This is a genomic window from Actinobaculum sp. 313 (assembly GCF_003073475.1).
GTDB lineage: Bacteria > Actinomycetota > Actinomycetes > Actinomycetales > Actinomycetaceae > Asp313.
The window spans coordinates 957,725-978,316 of record NZ_CP029033.1 but is presented as its reverse complement, the minus strand read 5'-3'; the positions used below and the strand labels follow the sequence as shown (position 1 = coordinate 978,316).

The 20,592-nt window shown below is 57.1% G+C and carries 12 protein-coding genes and 1 pseudogene; 5 read left to right on the top strand and 8 right to left on the bottom strand.

Translation table 11 applies throughout. From position 1 onward, the window contains the following. Nucleotides 1–100: 100 nt before the first annotated feature. From DDD63_RS04200 to DDD63_RS04190, 3 genes are all read left to right on the top strand, one after another. Nucleotides 101–1,036, top strand: coding sequence for an alpha/beta fold hydrolase (locus DDD63_RS04200; protein ID WP_205647318.1), 936 nt, complete (start codon nt 101–103; stop codon nt 1,034–1,036). A gap of 355 nt (nt 1,037–1,391) precedes the next feature. Then, nucleotides 1,392–3,101, top strand: a complete 1,710-nt coding sequence (gene xerA, locus DDD63_RS04195; RefSeq protein ID WP_164505450.1) for a site-specific tyrosine recombinase/integron integrase — start codon at nt 1,392–1,394, stop codon at nt 3,099–3,101. Then, a complete protein-coding gene (locus DDD63_RS04190; RefSeq protein ID WP_108715318.1) occupies nt 3,098–3,631 on the top strand; it encodes a restriction endonuclease subunit S in 534 nt (177 codons plus the stop codon). The genes xerA and DDD63_RS04190 overlap by 4 nt, the downstream gene beginning before the upstream one ends. Here the strand turns inward: DDD63_RS04190 and DDD63_RS04185 are convergent. The 5 genes and pseudogenes from DDD63_RS04185 to DDD63_RS04170 all read right to left on the bottom strand — a co-directional run bounded on the left by DDD63_RS04185 (nt 3,597) and on the right by DDD63_RS04170 (nt 10,529). Further along, nucleotides 3,597–4,829, bottom strand: coding sequence for a restriction endonuclease subunit S (locus tag DDD63_RS04185; RefSeq protein ID WP_108715317.1), 1,233 nt, complete (start codon nt 4,827–4,829; stop codon nt 3,597–3,599). The genes DDD63_RS04190 and DDD63_RS04185 overlap by 35 nt on opposite strands. Beyond that, on the bottom strand, nt 4,819–6,330 hold the full coding sequence (locus tag DDD63_RS04180) for a class I SAM-dependent DNA methyltransferase (RefSeq protein WP_108715316.1): 1,512 nt from the start codon (nt 6,328–6,330) through the stop codon (nt 4,819–4,821). Before DDD63_RS04180 ends, DDD63_RS04185 begins: the two co-directional genes overlap by 11 nt. Before the next feature lie 10 nt (nt 6,331–6,340). Beyond that, a pseudogene (locus DDD63_RS04175) lies at nt 6,341–9,402 on the bottom strand (type I restriction endonuclease subunit R). A 408-nt stretch (nt 9,403–9,810) separates the two neighbouring features. Beyond that, complete coding sequence (locus tag DDD63_RS12215) at nt 9,811–9,954, bottom strand: hypothetical protein (protein WP_164505449.1); 144 nt, start codon at nt 9,952–9,954, stop codon at nt 9,811–9,813. A 35-nt stretch (nt 9,955–9,989) separates the two neighbouring features. Then, entirely contained in the window at nt 9,990–10,529 is a 540-nt protein-coding gene (locus tag DDD63_RS04170; RefSeq protein WP_240611417.1) for a hypothetical protein, read from the bottom strand. Nucleotides 10,530–11,177: 648 nt separating this feature from the next. Between DDD63_RS04170 and DDD63_RS04160 the strand changes: the two genes are divergently transcribed. After that, complete coding sequence (locus DDD63_RS04160; RefSeq protein WP_108715313.1) at nt 11,178–12,365, top strand: DUF4143 domain-containing protein; 1,188 nt, start codon at nt 11,178–11,180, stop codon at nt 12,363–12,365. 254 nt (nt 12,366–12,619) lie between these two features. Here the strand turns inward: DDD63_RS04160 and guaA are convergent, their stop codons facing one another. The 3 genes from guaA to DDD63_RS04140 form a co-directional block, all read right to left on the bottom strand. Then, nucleotides 12,620–14,371: a glutamine-hydrolyzing GMP synthase gene (guaA, locus tag DDD63_RS12780; RefSeq protein ID WP_240611463.1), complete on the bottom strand. Its 1,752-nt coding sequence runs from the start codon at nt 14,369–14,371 to the stop codon at nt 12,620–12,622. Between the two features lie 1,178 nt (nt 14,372–15,549). Continuing rightward, a complete protein-coding gene (locus DDD63_RS04145; protein ID WP_240611416.1) occupies nt 15,550–16,851 on the bottom strand; it encodes an alpha/beta hydrolase in 1,302 nt (433 codons plus the stop codon). A 790-nt stretch (nt 16,852–17,641) separates the two neighbouring features. Then, nucleotides 17,642–19,216 (bottom strand): alpha/beta hydrolase, encoded by a 1,575-nt coding sequence (locus DDD63_RS04140; RefSeq protein ID WP_240611414.1) that lies wholly within the window; start codon nt 19,214–19,216, stop codon nt 17,642–17,644. A 564-nt stretch (nt 19,217–19,780) separates the two neighbouring features. On the opposite strand from DDD63_RS04140, the gene DDD63_RS04135 reads away from it, so the two are divergent. Continuing rightward, the gene (locus DDD63_RS04135) at nt 19,781–20,449 is read left to right on the top strand and encodes a methylated-DNA--[protein]-cysteine S-methyltransferase (protein WP_240611412.1); all 669 of its coding nucleotides are present in this window, start codon (nt 19,781–19,783) and stop codon (nt 20,447–20,449) included. Nucleotides 20,450–20,592: the final 143 nt, after the last annotated feature.

Genomic DNA, 20,592 nt, shown 5'->3' with positions numbered 1-20,592 from the left:
CCGCATGGATTACAGACCATCAACGTGAAAGGAATGAGTCAGAATGAACCAAACGCCTTCAGTACCGTCGGCAGGTTCGTAGGCGGTGGGGAGCACACAGGTGCCGAGTTACTCAGGAGCATCCGCAACGTCACAAGCAGACCTTGGTTCCGCAGCATCGGATGCGAACTCTGATTCTATAGCAGCGGCAGGCCGGCCGAAGTTCGGAACCATCGAGGTAAACGGTCTGGACGTGTTCTATCGCGAGGCAGGCACAGCGGATAAACCGACATTCCTGCTGTTGCACGGCTTCCCCACCGCAAGCCATCTGTTCCGCAATCTCATACCGCTACTGGAGCAAGACTTTCATGTGCTGGCGCCGGACTTCATTGGCTTCGGGCGTTCCGCCGCACCGAAGCACACGGACTTCGCCTACACGTTTGAGCACCTCACCGATTATGTGGACGGCTTCCTGACGGCGATGGGCGTGGAGTCTTTCTACCTGTACGTGTTCGACTACGGTGCACCGATTGGGTTCAATCTCTGCCTGCGGTACCCGGAGCGCATCCTCGGCATTGTGAGCCAGAACGGGAATGTGTATGAGGAGGGGCTCGGCAAGAAATGGGTGGCGCGCGCCGAGTACTGGAAGAATCCGACTCCCGAGTTGCGCGAGCAGTTCAAGAGCGCCTTCGCGCCGGAGACCATCAAGGGCCAATACGAGGGCGGGGAGGCTAAGGGGTCGGTGCCGCCGGATGGGTACACGCTCGATATCTTCTACACGCAGTCGCCGGATTATGCGGAGCGCCAGTCGGACCTCATATTTGACTACCAGAACAACGTGGCCAACTATCCCCGGTACCAGGAGTATCTACGCACATATCAGCCCGAGCTGATCGCCGCGTGGGGTAAGAACGACCCGAGTTTCATCTATCCGGGGGCGGAGGCTTTTCGCCGAGATGATCCGAATGCCGAGGTGCATCTGCTCGACGGCGGCCACTTCGTACTGGAGACGCATTGGCGCGAGATCGCCGCTCTCATCCTGCAGCGGTGGGGGTAGGTCGTATTAGGGCGTTGAGATCGAGGCGATCCCACGGCGGTGGGCAGAGCGGCAATCTCGCGGCGATGGGCAGCGCGGCGGTCCCACGGCGGTGGGGATAGAGGCGATCTCACGGTGACGGGCAGAGCGATGGGAGGCTGCGTGGTGGTGACGAGCGCGTGACCTCCCCTCGAATCTCTCCGGTATAAAGAGGGCTTCATACAGAAAGTCCGCGAGCAGCGGCCACTCCTCCGACCGCATGCGCCTGACCTCGTTGTCCATGAAGTGGATTGTGGCGGTGAAGGTGGCAATAGGGCTTTTGTTTGTATCAATGCGGAGGCGCCAGGACGGTTTGAACGCATGCCCACGCCAGCTGTTGACACAGCCAAATGATTATTTGGCTGACATGATCGTTGCGTTGCAAGAGAATGCTGCCGCGCGAGGATCAACGACAGAACGTCGCGCCGACGAGTTCTTTTCTATACACATTGGCAAGACACCGCCACGCAAACAAAATGAGTGGTTCTCCCTTAAGAATGCGAGCAACGTCATTTGGATGTCGATCAAGGACATGGGGCAAGCGGACGCCTACCTGATCACAAGCTCGGAGTACCTGACTAATGAGGCGGTTGAGAGGTTCAATATCCGCCGGTGTCCACCGGGATCCATCCTCTTGAGTTTCAAACTCACAGTGGGAAGAGTCGGTATCGCCGCCGACGAAATGGTCACCAATGAGGCGATCGCATGCTTTACATCGGACGATCCGCGAAGGCTGGCCTACCTGTACCCCTTGCTGTTAGCGTACGATTACGGGTCGTTGGGGAATACCTCGTCGATCGCCAACGCCGTGAATTCGAAGGTGATCAAGGCTATGCCCTTGCAGCTTCCCGATGACGGCGTACTTGATGAGTTCTACAACAACGCAAAGCCTATCTATGACCTGATGCTGAGCAACACAAAGGAAAAATCTGCGCTCGAGCAAACACGCGATGCGCTGTTGCCGAAACTCATGTCCGGCGAGATTGACGTCTCGGAAGTCCAGCTACCTACGCGGCCAAATAATCATTTGGCGTGCTGTTCTGCATCGCAGCCAACAGAATGTTTCCATCGCCTCTCGTCGAAAGGAATCGTGATGGAAACCGCTATCAACCTCGTTCTCGCCCAGATGCAGCCAATTCTTGACAGCAGCCAATTCAAACGGCTCGGAGAAGCACTTCGCTTCGCCTTTGCGCCCACACATGAGAGCACCACCGACCTTCTACACCTGTTTCTAACCGCTAAAGAGGTAGAGGGGTGTTCGATCAGAACCATCGCATACTACGAGAGCACCATTCGGCGCATGGTCGAGACCGTTGCCAAGCCCTATACCCAGATAGAAAGCGACGACCTACGAAGATATCTCAGCGACTACGAGAACACACGAGATGCCGGAAAGGTCACCATCGACAACATTCGCCGTATCCTGTCGAGTTTCTTCTCCTGGCTTGAAGACGAGGACTACATCGTGAAGAGCCCGATGAGGCGCATTCATAAGGTGAAGACCGCAACGCTGGCCAAGGAAGTACTAAGCGACGAGGAACTCGAAGCGCTGCGCGACGGTTGCGATAACGTCCGGGACCTCGCCATCGTCGACATGCTGGCGACAACCGGCATGCGTGTAGGCGAACTCGTCAGACTTGACATTGCCGACATCAATCTACAAGAACGCGAGTGCATCGTCACTGGGAAGGGCAGCAAGCAGCGACCCGTCTACTTCGACGCGCGCGCGAAGCTCCACTTGCAGGCATACCTTAACACCCGCGACGACGACTGCGCGGCTCTGTTCGTGTCGCTTGACTCGTCGGCAACCCGTCTGAGTATTGGAGGGATTGAATCGCGACTGCGACATATTGGGCGCTCGGCTGGAGTCGGACGGGTGCATCCGCATAAGTTCCGCAGAACTCTCGCGACCCGTGCAATCGACAAGGGGATGCCTGTCGAGCAAGTGCAGAAGCTCCTCGGGCATGCGAGAATAGACAGCACCATGCACTACGCGATGGTGAACCAAAGCAACGTGAAGGCTTCGCACAGGAAGTATTTGGAATGAGACTCGGCGACGTTTGCGCCAAGATCGGCAGCGGTGCCACCCCAAAAGGCGGCAAAGAGTCATATAAGGCATCTGGCATCCCCATCATTCGCAGCCAGAACGTCCTCGATTGGTCATTCAGTAGTAACGGCCTTGCCTTCATTGACGACGTTCAAGCAGCAGCGCTAAATAGTGCGGAAGTCAAGCCCGGCGATATCCTCCTCAACATCACCGGCGATTCCGTAGCACGCGCATGCCTGGTTCCAACCTGGTGTACTCCCGCACGAGTCAACCAACACGTGGCCATTGTCAGGCCGAGCAGCAAACTCAACTCAACCTTCCTCCTGTGCTACTTGCAGTCAAACAAGGCGTTATTACTCAAACTCGCCTCGTCGGGTGCAACACGCAACGCTTTGACAAAACGAATGATTGAGGATTTGGAGATTCACCTCCCGTCTGCTGACACACAGCGGGCCATCGCATCGCTCATCGAAGACATCCAGCAAAAGCTGGCACTCAATCGGCGGACAAATGATTATTTGGCCGCGTAGGTAGCTGGACTTCCGAGACGTCGATTTCACCAGACATGAGCTTGGGCAGCAGTGTATCTCTGATCTCCTCGAGCCTTGTTGACTCCTGCTCATTGCTTTGGCACCTAGCAATGATTGGATCCACAAACTCGCAGAATTCATCGATACTCTCGACGCGGGGATTCGGCATTGGATAGCTCAAGGTAGCTTTGACCTGTACCCTCTGACGGCTGCCAGTCGAACCTGTTATGTGAGCCAGCAGGTACTCCAAGAACCTTGGGCTATCAATCGCCGCGTAGTAGAAACTCTTGTGCTCGGGTCTGCGGGGTTTGTACACGATGAACTCGGTGGAACACACCGATCTCGTGGAAGTGCAGAAAGGAAGCCAAAGTCGTTTCGTCGACGGGTTGAGTTTAGAGATCAGGATGCAGTCATTGTCTATGACATATTTGTTGCTCTTGATTTCATCAGCTCGTTCAAAGACTGGCCTGCGCTTCTCGTCGAAAGCCGGGATGCTAAAAAGCTCCCATGTTTCACCAAGGTGTTCCATGGGCGCAATCGACATGGTCGATATAGTCAAAACATCGCTCAGATCAGTTGTGGGCGTTCCTTCTCCGAAGCGATGATCAAATTCAGCGCGAACGAGCTCGGCCAAATAATCATTTGTGCGTCTCGCGAGCATCTGCAGTTCGAATATAGCGTCCAGCAGCGAGACAATCTTTCCCTGCACGTCCAGAGTAGGGAGAGGGATCTCGATTCTTGATAAGTCATCGGGATGAACACGAAAGACCTTCATACCCTTTACGTACTGCCTGAGCCGCAGCTTGAAACGTGGTGAGTGCATGAGGTAGTTGAGGTATGCAGGGTTCAGAAGGTCGCTTCGTTCAACGTGGACGATAGTGGTCTCAGTGCCAGCAACAGCGGGCACGCCCCTTGGGTTGTTAAAGAGAAACGAGTGCCCAAGATCGTCAACGGTCTCAGATGTCAAGACGTATACAATGTCCTGGTCACGGAGCCGTTGCTCTGCCTTGAGGCGCTCACCAGCCCGAATGCAAGGAATAGGCACTTGTGGCCGATCAACATCGATGTGCAGGTCAAATCCCTTGTAGAGTTCACCGTAATGAATGTATAGGTAATCTCCCTTGTCATACATTCGCGCGCGCGGCACGCTGGCGCCGCGACTGAACGAGCAAAGCTCACCGAGCGTCTTAGAATCCATACCCAATCGCCCCCAAGTTCTTGCGGATCTGCTCCTGCAGGCGGTTCGACTCCTCGAAGCACTTTGCGAGTTCGCCAGTCAAGCGCGCCATCTTCTCCTCGAAAGGCTCGCCGTCGTCTTCCTCATCCTTTATGCCCACGTAACGGCCAGGTGTCAGGATGTAGTCCTGCTTCGCTACATCCTCGATGTCCACCGCTGCGCAGAAGCCCTTCTCGTCCTCCAAGTCACCCCTGCGGAAGGCATCGAATGCGCCCGACACCTTGGCGATGTCCTCGTCAGTAAGCTCACGCAGTCTCCGGCTCACCATCGTGCCCATCTCGCGGGCGTCTACGAAGAGCGTCTTGCGTTGGCGGTTCGGCTCCTTGCTTATGATCCACAGGCTCACGGGAATGCCCGTGCTATAGAACAGGCGGTCCGGCATGGCAACGATACCTTCGATGAGGCCAGCTTCCACAATAGCCTGACGAATCTTGCCTTCATTGTTTTGCTGCGATGAGAGAGATCCGTTCGCAAGTACCATGCCCATATGACCACCTTCTGCCAGGTGATGGATCATGTGTTGCATCCAGGCGAAGTTTGCATTGCCAGCTGGAGGAACACCGAAGTCCCAGCGCGGGTCTTCCCTCAACTGCTCCCCACCCCAGTCCGAAGCGTTAAACGGAGGGTTGGCCAACACGAAATCGAACCGCTCATTCTTGTGCACATCGTTGAAGAAAGTGTCAGCGTTGTGGGTGCCAAGATCGGCATCGATGCCCCGGATGGCTAAGTTCATCATTGCCATCTTCCAAGTGGTCGGGTTGCTCTCCTGCCCGTAAATGGCAAGATCACCAATACGCCCCCGATGCCGTTGTACAAAGTCAGCCGACTGAACAAACATGCCGCCACTGCCACAGCACGGGTCATACACACGCCCATGGTAAGGCTGGATAATCTCCACCAGCGTGCGCACTACGCTAGCAGGCGTGTAGAACTCCCCGGCATTCTTTCCTTCGGCCTCTGCGAACTTGGAGAGGCAATATTCGTAGGTACGGCCCAGGATATCGCGCGTGTCGCCCTTCTCGGCCATCCGCACGTTGGTGAAAAGATCGACAACCTCGCCCAGGCGGCGCTTATCCAGTTCTTGGCGAGCGAAGTTCTTGGGCAGGATACCTTTGAGCTTATCGTTCTCCGCTTCGATCAAGCGCATAGCATTGTCAATAACCTTGCCAACTTCCGGCGTGTGTGCACGAGCGGCGATAACACCCCATCTAGCTTCAGGAGGAACGAAGAAGATGCTCTTGTAGGTGTACTCGTCACGGTCTTCCTCGAAGCCTTCGCCTTCGTCGACCAACTCCTGGTAGCGATCCTCGAACTTGTCGGAGATGTACTTCAGGAAGATAAGGCCCAACACCACATTCTTATACTCGGAGGCATCCATGTTGCCACGCAGCTTGTCTGCGGCGCTCCAAATCTGTTGCTCAAACCCTATCTCAGCAGTGTTGTCAGCTTTCTTTCGTGCCACAGGTGGCCTCCTATGCGTAGATCTTCGTGTCCGCCCAGACCTCACATTGTGCCATGACAGTGGCCATGGCTTCCTCAGCACCCTCCGGCGGGTACTTGTACTTTCGTAACAGCCGCTTGACTGCCCGGCGCATACCTGCCCGCGCAGACTCCTTCCGTTGCCAATCAATGGTCGCATTGTTGCGCATCGCCTCGGTTAGCTCACGGGTTATCGCGACGAGCTGGTCATTGTCGTAGAAGTCTTTTACGGCCTGCGGTTTGGTTAGCGCGTCGTAAAAGGCCTTCTCCTCCTCGGTGAGACCGAGCTGCTCCGCGTCGTCACGGTCCTTCATCATCTCTTTTGCCAAGTTCACAAGCTCTTCGATCACTTGCGCATTGGTCAGCATACCGTTCAGGTAGCCGTTGAGCGCCTTCTGTAACATGTCGCTGAACTTCTGCCCTTGACAACACTCGTCTTTTGGTAGGCCTTGATCTGCTCTTTGAGAAGGCGTCTCAAGCTTTCTACCGCGATATTCTTCTGTTTCATCTCGGCGAGTTCCTGAAGGAACGCTTCGTCAAAAAGCGAAATCTCTACACTGTCCTTTTCGAACAGGTCAATGACGCCATCCGCGTGTACCGCCTGTTCAAGAAGCGCAGTCACGCGCTTGTTGAATTCTGCGTACGTCATTCCCTTACCGCCGGAGGAGCGGCGTCCCGTTTTCCCCAGTACCTGAACACGGAGCACAGAGAGGTAGGCCGCCTCGTGCTGATCCTTATCATCAACCAAGCTCTTACACAAGGAAAGCGCCTGATTCATAAGTTGACACTGCTTGATGAAATCCTCCCTGTCCTCCTCACGAGACGGGTCAAGAAGCCAGTCAGTTCCTTCGATGATGGCAGATGCCAACTGTGCCGTGTTCCTAGTAAAGATTGTCTTCTGGTAGTTGAAGCCATACATAAGATCACGGCATACGTCCAGCTTCTCTAGGAACTTCGGATAGGCCGTAGAAGCAATATCCAAGTCGCCGTAGTTGTGCCGATCCCGGCTCGTATAGTCCTTCATAGCCTGCTTGAGTTTGCTCGCGATGCCCACGTAGTCGACAACCAGGCCGCCCTCTTTTCCCTTGCAGACGCGGTTCACGCGCGCAATAGCCTGCATCAGGTTGTGGCCCTCCATAGGTTTGAAAACGTACATGGTCGCGAGGCTCGGCACGTCGAAGCCCGTAAGCCACATGTCCACGACGATGGCTATCTTCAAGGAATCGTCATCATTCTTGAACTTGCGCTCCATCTCCGCTTTGTGCGCCTTTCCGCCGCAGACATCAAACCATTCCTCGGGGTCCTGGTTGTTGATCGTCATGACGACGCCCAGCTTGTCCTTCCACCCAGGACGCAACTCCATCATGCGGTAATAGATCTTCATCGCCACGGGCCTGCTGTAGGCCACGATGAGTGCCTTACCCGCAAGGATGTCTTCCCGGTTGTTTTCGTAATGCTCGATGATGTCAGTGCAAAGTGCGTCGATCGTCTCTGGAGCTCCAAAGATCGCGTCCAAGCCTCCAGTGTCGCGTTGGGCCTTCTTGACGCTGGTCTCGTTGGCTTCTTCAGCGAACTCGGTGTATGCAGCATCTAGCTGGGCGAGCTTATCTCTGTCAAGCTTGAGCGACACAACGCGACTCTCGTAATACACAGGCCGGGTGGCGTTATCCTCAACGGATTGGGTCATGTCATAGACGTCGATATAGTCCCCGAAGATCTCGCGAGTGTTCTTGTCTTCGGTTGAGATAGGGGTACCCGTGAAGCCTATGAATGACGCATTCGGCAAAGCCTTTCGCACGACGCGTGCCGCTCCGACTGAAACATTACCTTCAGCATCCATACGCTCGGTGAGGCCATACTGCCCACGGTGTGCCTCATCAACCATCACCACCACATTACTGCGGTCGCACAGCGGTTCATCACCGTCCGTAAATTTTTGCATGGTAGTGAAGATGATGCCGTTCGATTCACGCCCAACAAGAAGTGACTTGAGATGCTCCCGGCTTTCCGCCTGTACCGCTTCCTGGCGAAGGAACGCGGAGCAGCGGCTGAACTGGCCGAATAGTTGGTTGTCTAGGTCATTTCGGTCAGTGATTACCACTACGGTCGGGCTTTCAAGCCGCTCTTGAAGCAAATGCGCAAGGAATACCATTGAAAGCGACTTACCGGAGCCCTGAGTATGCCAAAACACACCAATCTTGCCATTGCCGTCCACAGCTTCTACAGCGCGCGCAACCGCCTTCTTCACGGCAAAGTACTGGTGATAACCCGTGAGAATCTTTGTGGTCTTGGATGAGTCGTCATTGAAGCATACGAAGTTCTTGATGATATCCAGAAGCCGGTCCTTTGGCATCATGCCGTCAATCATCGTTTCCCAACTCGCAGACCTGGTGTTTGAGTAGTCCCCGTCAACGGACTTCCACGAGAGGTAGCGATCCTCGTCTGCGGTTATCGTGCCTACCCGCGTTTCACTCATGTCGCTCATCACGCAGAACACATTCGGCACGAACAGACTGGGAATCTGTTTCATGTACTGTCGGAGCTGTAGATAGGCGTGCGAAGCGTCGGTTTCTTCTCGCGAAGGCGACTTCAGCTCGAAGAGCACGAGAGGCATACCGTTCACGAAGATGATCACATCTGGTCGCTTCTCCGAATACTCCACGAATGTCCACTGGTTCACGGCGATGAAACTGTTGTTGCCCGGGTCGTCAAAATCGAGAAGATGCACGATGTCATCGCGTTCCTCCTTACCGTCGAAGAAACGCACCTCAACACCGTTTTGCAGATAGTCCATGAAGAGTTCGTTGCGCTGGGCCAGCGATCCTCCCCCAATGTCATGGAGCTTAAGAATCGCTTCGTCAACTGCCTGTATGGGGAGCAACGGGTTGATGCGAGCCAAGGCAGTATGCAGCTCACCCTCAATAAAGACGTCGTCGTACTTCTCGCTGGTACGAGCAACGTCCGGGCCATAGCGATGCTCATAATGATGCTTGCTCTGTAGTCGCTCGATCAGAGCATTCTCGTAGAAGGACTCATCTATCCTTATGCCCCACACATAGTCGATTCTGGCAGCCAAAGCTATGCCCTCCGCTCTTTCCCAGGTTTCTCAGCCAAGCACACGGACATCAATGTCGAAACGATCCCGCAGTGCTCCGGTCCCCCTTCCGGAGATTTCACTCGGGTTAAGGCAAGTATGCAAAGTCATGGCACTCACTCCACCTTTGGTCGGGTCTTCCCCGAGCTCTCGCACCTCCCGTTTTTCAGGTACATCCGAGTTGCTCGTTGGATAACCTTCCACATGCTTCATGGCTGCAATGCAGTATATTACGCTTCACGCGTACGATGTAGAACGCAGTTCCGGAAGACGCCGATCCTGACCCGACAACGCCTCGACGTTGTTGAGGCAAGCAGCCAACGTACTCGTCTGAGCACACCTCTACAGCACTCCACAGTATCTGGCCACCTACCCGCGGAGATCCTCCCCCAGCAGGAACTTGTACGTGGGAACGACGTCGATCCTCACCCCGTTCTCTTCGATCGTCCGTTCGTCGTCATGCGTGACGATCACGAAACGATCCACTCCATCGAAACTCTTCGCCAGCTTCACAAGGTTGTGAACCTCCCGCTCATACGAGTCGCCATTCAGAGCGTAGGCAACCTGGATGGCAACGCGGTTATCCGGCAGGAAGTCGGCGTCGACCCCTGTAGCCGCAGACTTGAGAAAACAGAACCCACCAGGACGCAGGCGATGCAAATGCGTCGCCACAACATCTCCAGCAGCGCCCCGTCACTTTGTAGCAGGAAGAGATTCAACAGCCCATTATCGGCGAAGTAATACTTCGGGTTGCTCTCCCGCCCGGCAGACTTCGCGAACTGGTTGGCGACGGAGAATACGAGGAAGGCATCCGCGATGAGAGAGACGTAATCAATCACGGTGTCCTTGCTGATAGAAGCACCCACGGATTTCAGCACATGGTGCAGTTTCGTGTAGGAAATATCGCTACAGACCGACTCCGCAATCTTCTTCACCAGCAGTCTCAGTGCGTTCGGATTGCGTATCTGGTTGCGAGCCACGATATCACCCAAAAGGACTTTCTGGTAGACACTCGAAACATACTCCCGCTTGCCCTCATACGCGACACTTTCCGGGAAGCCGCAAGCCTTCTGGCGAACTTCTCCCATCCGTCAACGTTTTGAATCTCGTCGAAGAAGAAGTATCCATGGCCGCCACACATCTCACTTTGCACTGCCACGATCTCATCGAAATCGGCAGCCGTGAATTGCGCGAGACGCTCATCCTCGAAGTTGATGTAGGTGATCTCATCCCAGCTAGCTCCCTCTTCGAAGAGGCGATACACAATCGAATACAACATCGCGGACTTGCCGGCACGCCGCATACCCGTCAGAACATAGTTGGCGTTCTACTCCATGACGTAGTCACGGGGAACGATCCGTGCACGGGCGATCACCTCATGCGGATCGTAGATAACCCTCTTGAGCAACTCATGATTCATCCTCGACACTCCTCCTGTTGAACATATTCGACATCGGGGCTCTACATCCGTCGAATACAGTCGACGACGCGGGAAGTCGCAGACACTCCAGCCTCTAAAACCCCACCGACATGGCCTCTATTTTCCCGGCCACATTCCCTCTAAAATCCCGCTATAAAATCCTCTATTTTCCCGACAGAATATCCTCTGACATACCGATCGGAGAGGTCTCATTGCAGCACGAATCACCGATACCAGCCGGCTATCGCGCAGAGTCATCCATACCGCACTTGCGCGAATACTCGATCTGTTCGGAGCCGTAGAAGTTGCGGGCACCATGTGGTGTGGGAAAACGTGGACATCACTCTCATTCGCCGAGAGCGTCACGCGGACTGGATTATCCGGACCACAGGCAGCGGCAAAGCCAGATCCTGCAACGGCACTCATCGGGACGCGCCCTCATGTGATTGATGAATGGCAAGACGTCCCCGCAATCTGGGACGAGGTCCGATCAACGGTTGACAGTCCGCGAACTCCGCCCGGCTCGTTTATTCTCACGGGCTCGGCAGAACCAAACAAGGCCAAGGGACACCACAGTGGCGCGGGGAGAATCGCCAAACTGCGCATGAGCACCATGTCACTCCAGGAAACGGGCACATCATCCGGTCTCGTCTCCCTGGCAGGCTTGTTCGAGGGAAAGTTTGAACCACAGCTCGTTCAGCAGCACCTCGATCCACTTGCTGAATCCATCTGCAAAGGCGGCTGGCCCGCACTCATCGACCGAGAGTCATTCGAACCCGAGTATCTTGACTCCTACTTTGCCGCCCTTTTCGACGTGAGTATCCCCCGCAAGGGACTGCCAGGTACAGAGTCCCGCAATGTCGCCCTCTCCCTCGCACGCAATCTGGGCGCAGCGGCGAAACTCTCGACCATCGCTGCTGACGCACGAATCACCGCATCCAGCACCAGAGCCACAATCGAACGAACAGCCGCACATATCCAAGCTCTCGAGTCTCTCTATCTCATCGAGCCGATTACCGGATGGGATGCGCCGATCAGGTCCAAGAGTCGTCTTCGCACCAAGCCCAAACGCTACTTTGCGGATCCATCCCTAGCAGCCAGTCTTCTGCAGATTACCCCACAGCGGCTGCTCGACAACGGCCAGCTATTCGGCCTGCTTTTCGAATCGCTTGCGATCCATGACCTTGGCATCTACGCAAGGGCGCTCCCCGGTGCATCCGCCGAACCACTTCACTACTACCGTGATTCAGACGGACTCGAAGTCGATGCGGTGATCGGACTGCGCGACGGCAGGTGGGCACCGATCGAGATCAAACTCGGCGAGAACAAGGTCCCCGAAGCACTGGCAAGCCTCAGCCGTCTGCGTAGAAAGGTGGCCGCTAACCCGGCTGCGCGAAACTCGCGTCCCGCATTCTCTGCCGTCGTCGTCGGTGCGGGAGAATACGCCCGTTACGACGCGCAGGCCGACGCCTACATCCTGCCGCTTACAGCACTCGGCGCCTAAGAACTCACGTCTTATGCTGTTCCAGCAGCACCGCACACCACCACAGGCCCCGCAGCGGCTCGTTATCAGGTAGTTAAGGGTAGCACTTCCGTCTCTTTTACGACTTTGCCGCCCTTAAACCACACTTTTTGAAAGCGACAGATCCATGACACGGCGACTATTCGATCAGGCTAGAAGTTAGGAACTCTTCGGCGATGCTTACCAGCGCCTCGCATCAGAATTACGCTGGAACAGACCCGCACCCACTCAAACCCCTACTCCCACTCGATCGTGCCCGGTGGTTTGCTGGTGCAGTCCAGCACCACCCGGTTGATCTCCGGCACGCTGTTCGTGATCCGGTTGGAGATCCGCGCGACGACGTCGTAGGGCACACGCGTCCAATCCGCCGTCATCGCGTCCTCGCTGGAGACCGGACGCAACACAATCGGATGCCCGTAAGTGCGCTGGTCACCCTGCACGCCAACCGACTGTACATCGGCCAGCAACACCACCGGACACTGCCAGATCTCTTCATCCAATCCAGCCGCCGTCAGCTCTTCCCGCACGATTAGGTCGGCCGCCCGCAATATCTCCAACCGCTCCCGCGTCACCTCGCCAACAATGCGGATACCGAGCCCCGGCCCCGGGAAAGGCTGCCGGGCCACGATCTTCTCCGGCACGCCGAGCTCGCGACCGATAGCCCGCACCTCATCCTTGAACAAAGCTCGCAGTGGCTCCACCAACTCGAAGGTCATATCGTCTGGCAGGCCACCCACATTGTGATGGCTCTTGATGTTGGCAGCACCTTCGCCCCCACCGGATTCCACCACATCCGGGTAGAGCGTGCCCTGCACCAGGAAACGCACACCCGGCACACCCGCGCCGCGCTGCGGATCCTTACCACCCGGCCCGCCAACGCCACCTTGCGGATCCTTGCCGCCCGTCGCGGCCACGCTGCCCTGCATATCCTTACCGTCGGACCTGCTAGCACTGCCTTCCGTATCTTCATCGCCCGGCCCGCCCGCGCCGCCCTGCGGACCCTTGCCGCTCTCCGCGCCCGAGCCGCTCTGCCCTGCTTCTATCTGTTCCACCAGCATGCGCTGCGCGGCCTCGAAGGACCGAATGAACTCCCGCCCGATAATCTTGCGTTTCTCCTCCGGGTCGGTCACCCCCAGCAGCGCGTCCAAGAATCGCTCCGACTCGTCGACCGTGATAACCCGGATGCCCATGCCGACGGCATAGTCCTGTTCCACCTGCTCACGCTCGCCCGCACGCAGCAGGCCATGATCAATGAAGAAACAGGTCAGCTGATCTCCAACCGCTCGATGCACCAGCGCCGCGGCCACCGAGGAATCCACGCCTCCCGACAGCGCGCAAATCACCTGTGCGCCACCCACCTGGGCGCGGATCGCCGCCACCTGCTCATCAACAATCGAGCCCGGCGTCCACGTCGCCTTCAACCCGGCGCCCTCATACAGGAAATTCTCCAATGCACGCTGCCCAAACTCGGAATGCTGAACCTCCGGGTGCCACTGCAAACCGAACAGTTGCCTGGCCTTGTCTTCAAATGCGGCCACCGACGTTTGCGACGTCGTCGCCGTCACCGTAAAGCCCTCCGGAGCGTCATGTACGGCGTCGCCGTGGCTCATCCACACCGTCTGTTGCGGCGGAGTTCCCGCGAACAGAATAGAATCCGGGTCGGTCCTGGCTTCCGTATGCCCGTACTCGCGCGTGCCGGTTCGCCCCACGCTCCCACCCAGCGCCTGGGCCATCACCTGGAAGCCATAGCAGATTCCCAGTATCGGAATACCGGCATCAAAGACCTGCGGATCCAGGCTCGGCGCCCCCTCGGCATATACGGAAGACGGCCCGCCGGACAGGATGATAGCCGCGGGGTTTTTCGCAAGCATCTCCTGCGCGCTCATGGAATGAGGGACGATCTCGGAGTACACATGTGCCTCGCGTACCCGGCGAGCAATGAGTTGCGAGTACTGCGCTCCAAAGTCGACGACGAGGACCGGATGAATCGCCGCTCCGCTGGCCACACCATGTTCAGGGACGGCATGGGGGCGCGAAGTCGCGGCAGTAACGAGATCATCAGTGCCCACGGGCAGAGAATCGGTGCTCACAGGGCGAGTATAAGTGCCACTCGCGCCGCGATCACAAGCTGCCCGCAAGATGGTTGCAACTAACGGCCACGTTCACGAGCCGTTGGCACAACTCACCGAGAAGCGCTGAGACGGCGTTCGCAAGATACCGACACGCCCTAATCACCAGATCTTGAACAACGCCATGCTCCTGCAAGGTTATAGGCGCCATCCTCCCGCCGGGTTATGGACGCGATCTGGCTTTCGTCTCCGTCTTTTCGGCGTGCTGCATGCCCCGCCGGATTATGGACGCGATCTGGCTTTCGTCTCCGTCTTTTCGGCGTGCTGCATGCCCCACCGGATTATAGGTGCCATGCCCACCGGATGATGGACGCGATTGCCGTCACCTATCCGGCCCACCTGCACTGGCGTGATCGCCACACACCAGCATCCAAGTCAGCCACGCCACCCGGCCTCACCCGCACTGATGTGCCGCGCGAGCATCGGTTCGGCAGGTTCCAGCGCCACCCGGCTCCACCCACACCTATGTACCCCATGCGAAGGTTCAGAGGGCGGGAAGTCGGACGGGAGGTGTCAAAATCCCGTCCAAACAACGGAAAACTTGATTGAGTCAATGGAAGAACTGGCGGAATCATGCGGATTTTGGCGCCGTTCCGAATCAGGCGCTCTTCGTTTGGACGGGATTTGGACACCGGCCGCCCCGGATACCCGTAGCCAAACGCCACCCACACCCCACGAGACGCTCAATCGCCACACCACTCTACACCCCGCCGAGCTACGATGCCGCTGCCACCTCGCACTTACTCTCGCATCTCTCCGCTCGAACAAATGGGTGGCCGGGCTAGGTTCCCCATAGCCCGGCCACCCGGTTCACACGAATCGAGTGCTGCCAAACCCCTTCCACCTCACGGCTCGCGAGTACGCTCCCGGTAGATAGGCGGGCGTTCCGGTTCCTTTCCACCGCACGGCTCGCATGCCTCGTCTTCTTCCCGGCATATACCTAGTGTTCGACCCCTGATACGCCTAGCGCTCAACCTGGTACGTACCTAGTGCTCGACCCGGTGGAAGAGACAAACAGTCACGTTGTAACGCCGCAGTTACCCCTTGCAGACCTTCCCATTCTCTGGCATGACGCCACGCAACAGATAACCATCAACTGCTGAAGTCACACACTCGCCTGCGCGACCATATGCCGTATGCCCGTTGCCTTCCCAGGTCAACAGGGTGGCGGATTCCATCTGTTTCGTAAGGCTTTCTGCCCACTCGTACGGAGTAGCCGGATCACCGGTTGTTCCAACCACCAGGATCGGAGGAGCTCCCTTCGCATGAATCTCGGTGCGCTTATCGGTCCCATGATGTCCCCAAGCCTGGCAGTAGAGGTCCGTATAGGCCTGACCGAAAACCGGCGCGGCTTCCTCAAGCTCATCAGCCTGTCTATCCCATTCGGCCTGATCTCCCTCAATCGGATAGTCCAAACAATCGATAGCGCTCGTGACCTCACTCCCTTCAACTCCTCCTGCCTCTTCGAAGATTCTCAGAAGCTCATAGGCGGCGGTTCCGTCGCCCTGAAACGCCGCAGCGAGTGCCTGAGTAAGCGTAGGCCACACGGCATCCTCATAGAATGCATTGGTGAGCAGTCTTGTGGCATCTTCTCGGGTCAGCATCACGCCATCTCTGCCGTCAACGGGCAGCGGCTTGTTCTCCAATTGGTCCAGGAAGTCGCGAATCTGTTGAGCGCCTTGAGCCGCAGATCCCTCGAATGGGCAGTCCCTCCCTTTTTGACACTCAGACACAAAGGTCTCTAAAGCCTTCTCAAAGGCCACACTTTGTTCCCTCGCGAGCTCCGCTGAAGACAATGCCGGGTCAACCGCACCATCAAGGACCAGACGCCCCACATTGCCCGGGAAGTGCTCCGCGTAGGTTGCTCCCAGCGAGGTACCGTAGGAGAAACCAATGTAGTACAGGCGCGGATCTCCGGCCAAAGCCCGCAGCATATCGAGATCCTTGGCCACAGACACGGTATCTATGTGATCCAGTAGCTCCACGGGCTTGGTGTGCGCTTCACACATAGCCGCGGTTTCTTCGGCGACCTTCTTATTCACATCGGCTGCAGAAAGCTCCTCAGCATCTGCTACCTCTTCCATCATCTCGGACTCGCCATCGGCCTCGCATTGCACGCTCGTCGATTGCCCCACACCTCGCGGATCGAAGCCGACGATGTCAAATGCAGAGACTAAGTCTGCGGAGAAAGTATCCCGTACGTCGTCGACGTATTCGACTCCGCTACCGCCAGGCCCACCCGGATTCAGGAAAAGAGTTCCGATCGGCTTACCCGACGACGCGGGGAGCTTCTTGAGCGCAATATCAATCTTGGCGCCATCCGGATTGTCATAATCCAACGGAGCCTTCGCCGTCGCACACTCGTACTCTTTATCACACTCCTCCCACTTAAGGTCTTGGTTATAAAACGCCTCCAGCCCCTTCGGAATCTCAGGCGGTTCCGATGCCTCTACCGGCGTCGCCCCGTCGGGGCCGACGCCGCCGACTGCTCGGCACCTCTATTGCTTGCCCCGCATGCAACGAGGCCACCCGCTAACGAGATCGCTACCGCGAGCGTTCCGAACCTGGAAAGTACACGTACTGGTTTTGCCATGAGAGTATCGTATACCTAGTAACCTTAAGCTTAGCTGGATGCCGTGCTCCGCTTGTGCGACGATCACCTTCTACCCGATCAAATGCCCCACAGTCATCTCACTTTCCCTACCTTATGCGGTTACGCCATCCACAGCCGAAGGGTACACGCCAGGCAAGACACGGCGCGTCAGACAAACGAAACGCACCATCCAACACTTTTCGCGCCGCCAGCCGTGTTGTACTCGACGAAGTGGGGCACTATGCCATCAAAAGATAGCGGAGACCAATTATTCACACATGTGAACAGCACGCGGATTGCACCCTCAACAAATGGCGGCGTTGTCTCGTCCACTCGCGGCCGTAGTCGCGCTTGACTAGCCTTACCTTGCCGGAGGTCACCGGAACCGAGCCCACGAGTCGCCGTCAACAGCGAAACGAACGGCCGGGCCAGGTTCCCCCAGCCCGGCCACCCAGATCACACATATCGACCGAGAATAGTATCGCAGTAACTCGCAACTCAACACATCAAGTCAGCGAGCCTAAACGATTGGCAGGTCAGCCAGTACAGACCTTCCCATCCTCCGGCATGACGCCCCGCAGCAGATAGCCATCAACCGCAGATGTCACACACTCACCGGCGCGACCATATGCCGTGTGCCCGTTACCCTCCCAGGTAAGCAGGCTCCCCGATTCCAACTGCTTGGCCAGGGCCTCCGACCAGTGGTGTGGAGTCGCGGGATCGCCGGTTGTTCCAACCACCAGAATCGGTGCAGCTCCCTTCGCTTTAATCTCGGCGCGTTTCTCGGTTCCGTGGTGTCCCCAAGTCTGGCAGTACAGATCTATGTACCCATCACCGAAGACAGGAGCCTTCTGCTTGAGTTCTGCAGCCTGCTGATCCCACTGGGCACGATCACCCTCTACCGGATAATCCATGCAGTCAATCGCATTCTGGACTGCGTCTCCCTTACCGCCACCCTGATCCGCCAATAGCTCTGCTAGCTCGCGCATACTGGTTCCGTCGCCTTCCTTCGCCTTGGCGAAAGCATCAAAGACATTCGGCCATAGCTGGTCCTCATAGAAGGCATTCAGCAGCACGCTCTTCGCCTCGGCACCGGTTACTGGCGCGTTATCCTTGCCGTCAACGGGAATCGGGTTGTTGTCCAGTTCATCCAACAGACCCCGCAACTCCTGCACGCCTTGCTTTGTGTCTCCCGCAAACGGGCACGCCTTTTGCTGCTGGCAAGTGTTTACAAAGGTTTCCAAGGCCTTCTCAAAACCAACAGCCTGTTCTTCTGAGCGTTTAGCCAAGGAGATAGACGGATCTACTCCACCGTCAAGAACCAAACGCCCCACATTGCCCGGGAAGTGCTCCGCGTAGGTTGCTCCCAGCAAGGTACCGTAGGAGAAGCCCATGTAATACAAGCGTGGATCCCCGGCCAACGCCCGCAACATATCGAGATCCTTGGCCACAGACACGGTATCTACATGATCCAACAGTTCGGCAGGCTTCGTATGTTCTTCACACCGAGCGGCGAGATCCGCCGCCCCTCTTTCCGTCTCCTCGGCGGAAGACATATTGCTTCCCGCGGCATCTGCCGTTCCCGCCTTTGCATCTGAGCCATCGGATTCGCCATCGGCTTGACACTTGATGCCGGTCGAATCACCCACACCTCGTGGATCGAACCCGACGACATCAAAAGCCGATAGCAGATCGGGTGAGAATGTCAGTTTTGCGGCGGCGACGAATTCGACTCCGCTACCGCCAGGCCCACCCGGATTGAGGAATAGGGTTCCGATCGGCTTACCCGACGACGCAGGAAGCTTCTTGAGCGCAATATCAATCTCCTTGCCGTCCGGATTGTCATAGTCCAACGGTGCCTTTGCCGTGGCACACTGATACTCCTTATCGCATTCCTCCCACTTGAGATCTTGGTTGTAAAAGGCCTCCAACCCTGCGGGCGTCTCCGGCATCTGAGTTGCTTCTACCGGCGTCGCTTCCGCTCGCGCCGACGCCGTCGTTGATTGATCGGCGCCCTTATTACTTGTGCCGCATGCGACGAGGCCACCTGCAAGGGCCATCGCTACCGCAACGGTTCCGAACCTGGAAAGTTTTCTTACTGGTTTTGCCATAGGAGAAGCATATACTCAACAACCTTAACGTAGGCTGGGAGGGGTAGCCCCCGTACACAGTCGATTGCGCCACCGCCACGGCATGCCACGCTAGATACCAACCACGGCCCGTCGCGAAATACTGACGTCGGCCGACTCAACATCCGGTACTTCATCCCAGCAACACGCCAGGTTGCAACCGATGTGAAAGATCGAGTCGGTTGTTATCCAGTACTTCATCCCAACAGAACGCCAGGTTGCGGCAGTAGTGTTCCAGCCGCCTTGCCAGGTCGCGGCACCGGTGTTCCAACTACGTCACCCGGAGGCCACGCCGACGCTCCGAATACCTCTGCGGGTTGGTGAGTCGGCGCTCCGTCCACCTCGCCAACTGATAGAATCTCTCCACCCCATCCATTCCCTTCAAACCGTCGTTACTTCCCGAAGTTCGAGCGGATGGCTGACTCAGGGTTTAGCATGGCGGCAGCACCCTTCTGCACACCGTAGGCTCAGCCGAACATAGTCGGCACACCGCCCGAGAACCTCCCGCACGCACCTGCCGCGTGGCCACACGAAAGGAGATAGGCCGTGCTCGACCCGATCCGCTATAGGGCGATCACCTACACCTCCCCTATCGGCGACCTCTTGCTCGCCAGCAACAACGGGTGCATTTGCAAGCTCCTGCCATGCCACCAGCACGACGCCACCAAAGCCAACATGTTCTTTACACCCCCGACCCTCAGCCCAACGGTCAGGAAGGAAGACTCCGGTCCCGCCACACAGTTGGCTTCTCCCGGTAGCAACCCACTACCTTCCACCGACGAAACTGTTCGCACACCGCCCGTACTCCATGATGCGGTGGCATGGTTGGACGAATACTTTGCCGGCCGTGACCCCGGCCCGTGCCCTCCTCTTCGCGCCGAAGGTACCGCCTTCCAAAAGGAGGTATGGACTCACCTCACGGCCATTCCCTACGGTCAACTAACCACCTACGGGCAGATAGCGCGACGTATTGCGGCGGATCGTGCTGCATCCGGGCACCCCGATACCCGAGTCTCCGCGCGAGCAGTCGGCGCCGCCGTCGGCCGCAATCCGGTCTCCATCATCGTGCCGTGTCACCGTGTGGTCGCGGCGGACGGTCGCCTCACCGGATATTCGGGCGGCGTAGAGCGGAAGGCATACCTCCTCGCACTTGAGGGAGTGAGAATCACCGACGGCGTCCCAAGCGCCGCATCCAGAGCATTTTCCTCTTCTTAGAACTCCAAGGCCGTTGCAGCACAACACCAAGCCGTTACAGCACAGCTCGTCGCCCGCACTTGCCGTGTGCCGCTGCCGTGTGTCAGGCGGCCCGAGCACACCACCACAGCCGCCGACCTGACGCACCGTAGCTGCCGCCTCGC

What these genes read in the sequence shown, in the direction of transcription:
- DDD63_RS04140 (WP_240611414.1), bottom strand. Translation starts at nt 19,216, where the DNA reads ATGGCAAAACCAGTAAGAAAACTTTCCAGGTTCGGAACCGTTGCGGTA.
- DDD63_RS04170 (WP_240611417.1), bottom strand. Translation starts at nt 10,529, where the DNA reads ATGGGAGAAGTTCGCCAGAAGGCTTGCGGCTTCCCGGAAAGTGTCGCG.
- DDD63_RS04190 (WP_108715318.1), top strand. Translation starts at nt 3,098, where the DNA reads ATGAGACTCGGCGACGTTTGCGCCAAGATCGGCAGCGGTGCCACCCCA.
- DDD63_RS04160 (WP_108715313.1), top strand. Translation starts at nt 11,178, where the DNA reads ATGTGGTGTGGGAAAACGTGGACATCACTCTCATTCGCCGAGAGCGTC.
- DDD63_RS04185 (WP_108715317.1), bottom strand. Translation starts at nt 4,829, where the DNA reads ATGGATTCTAAGACGCTCGGTGAGCTTTGCTCGTTCAGTCGCGGCGCC.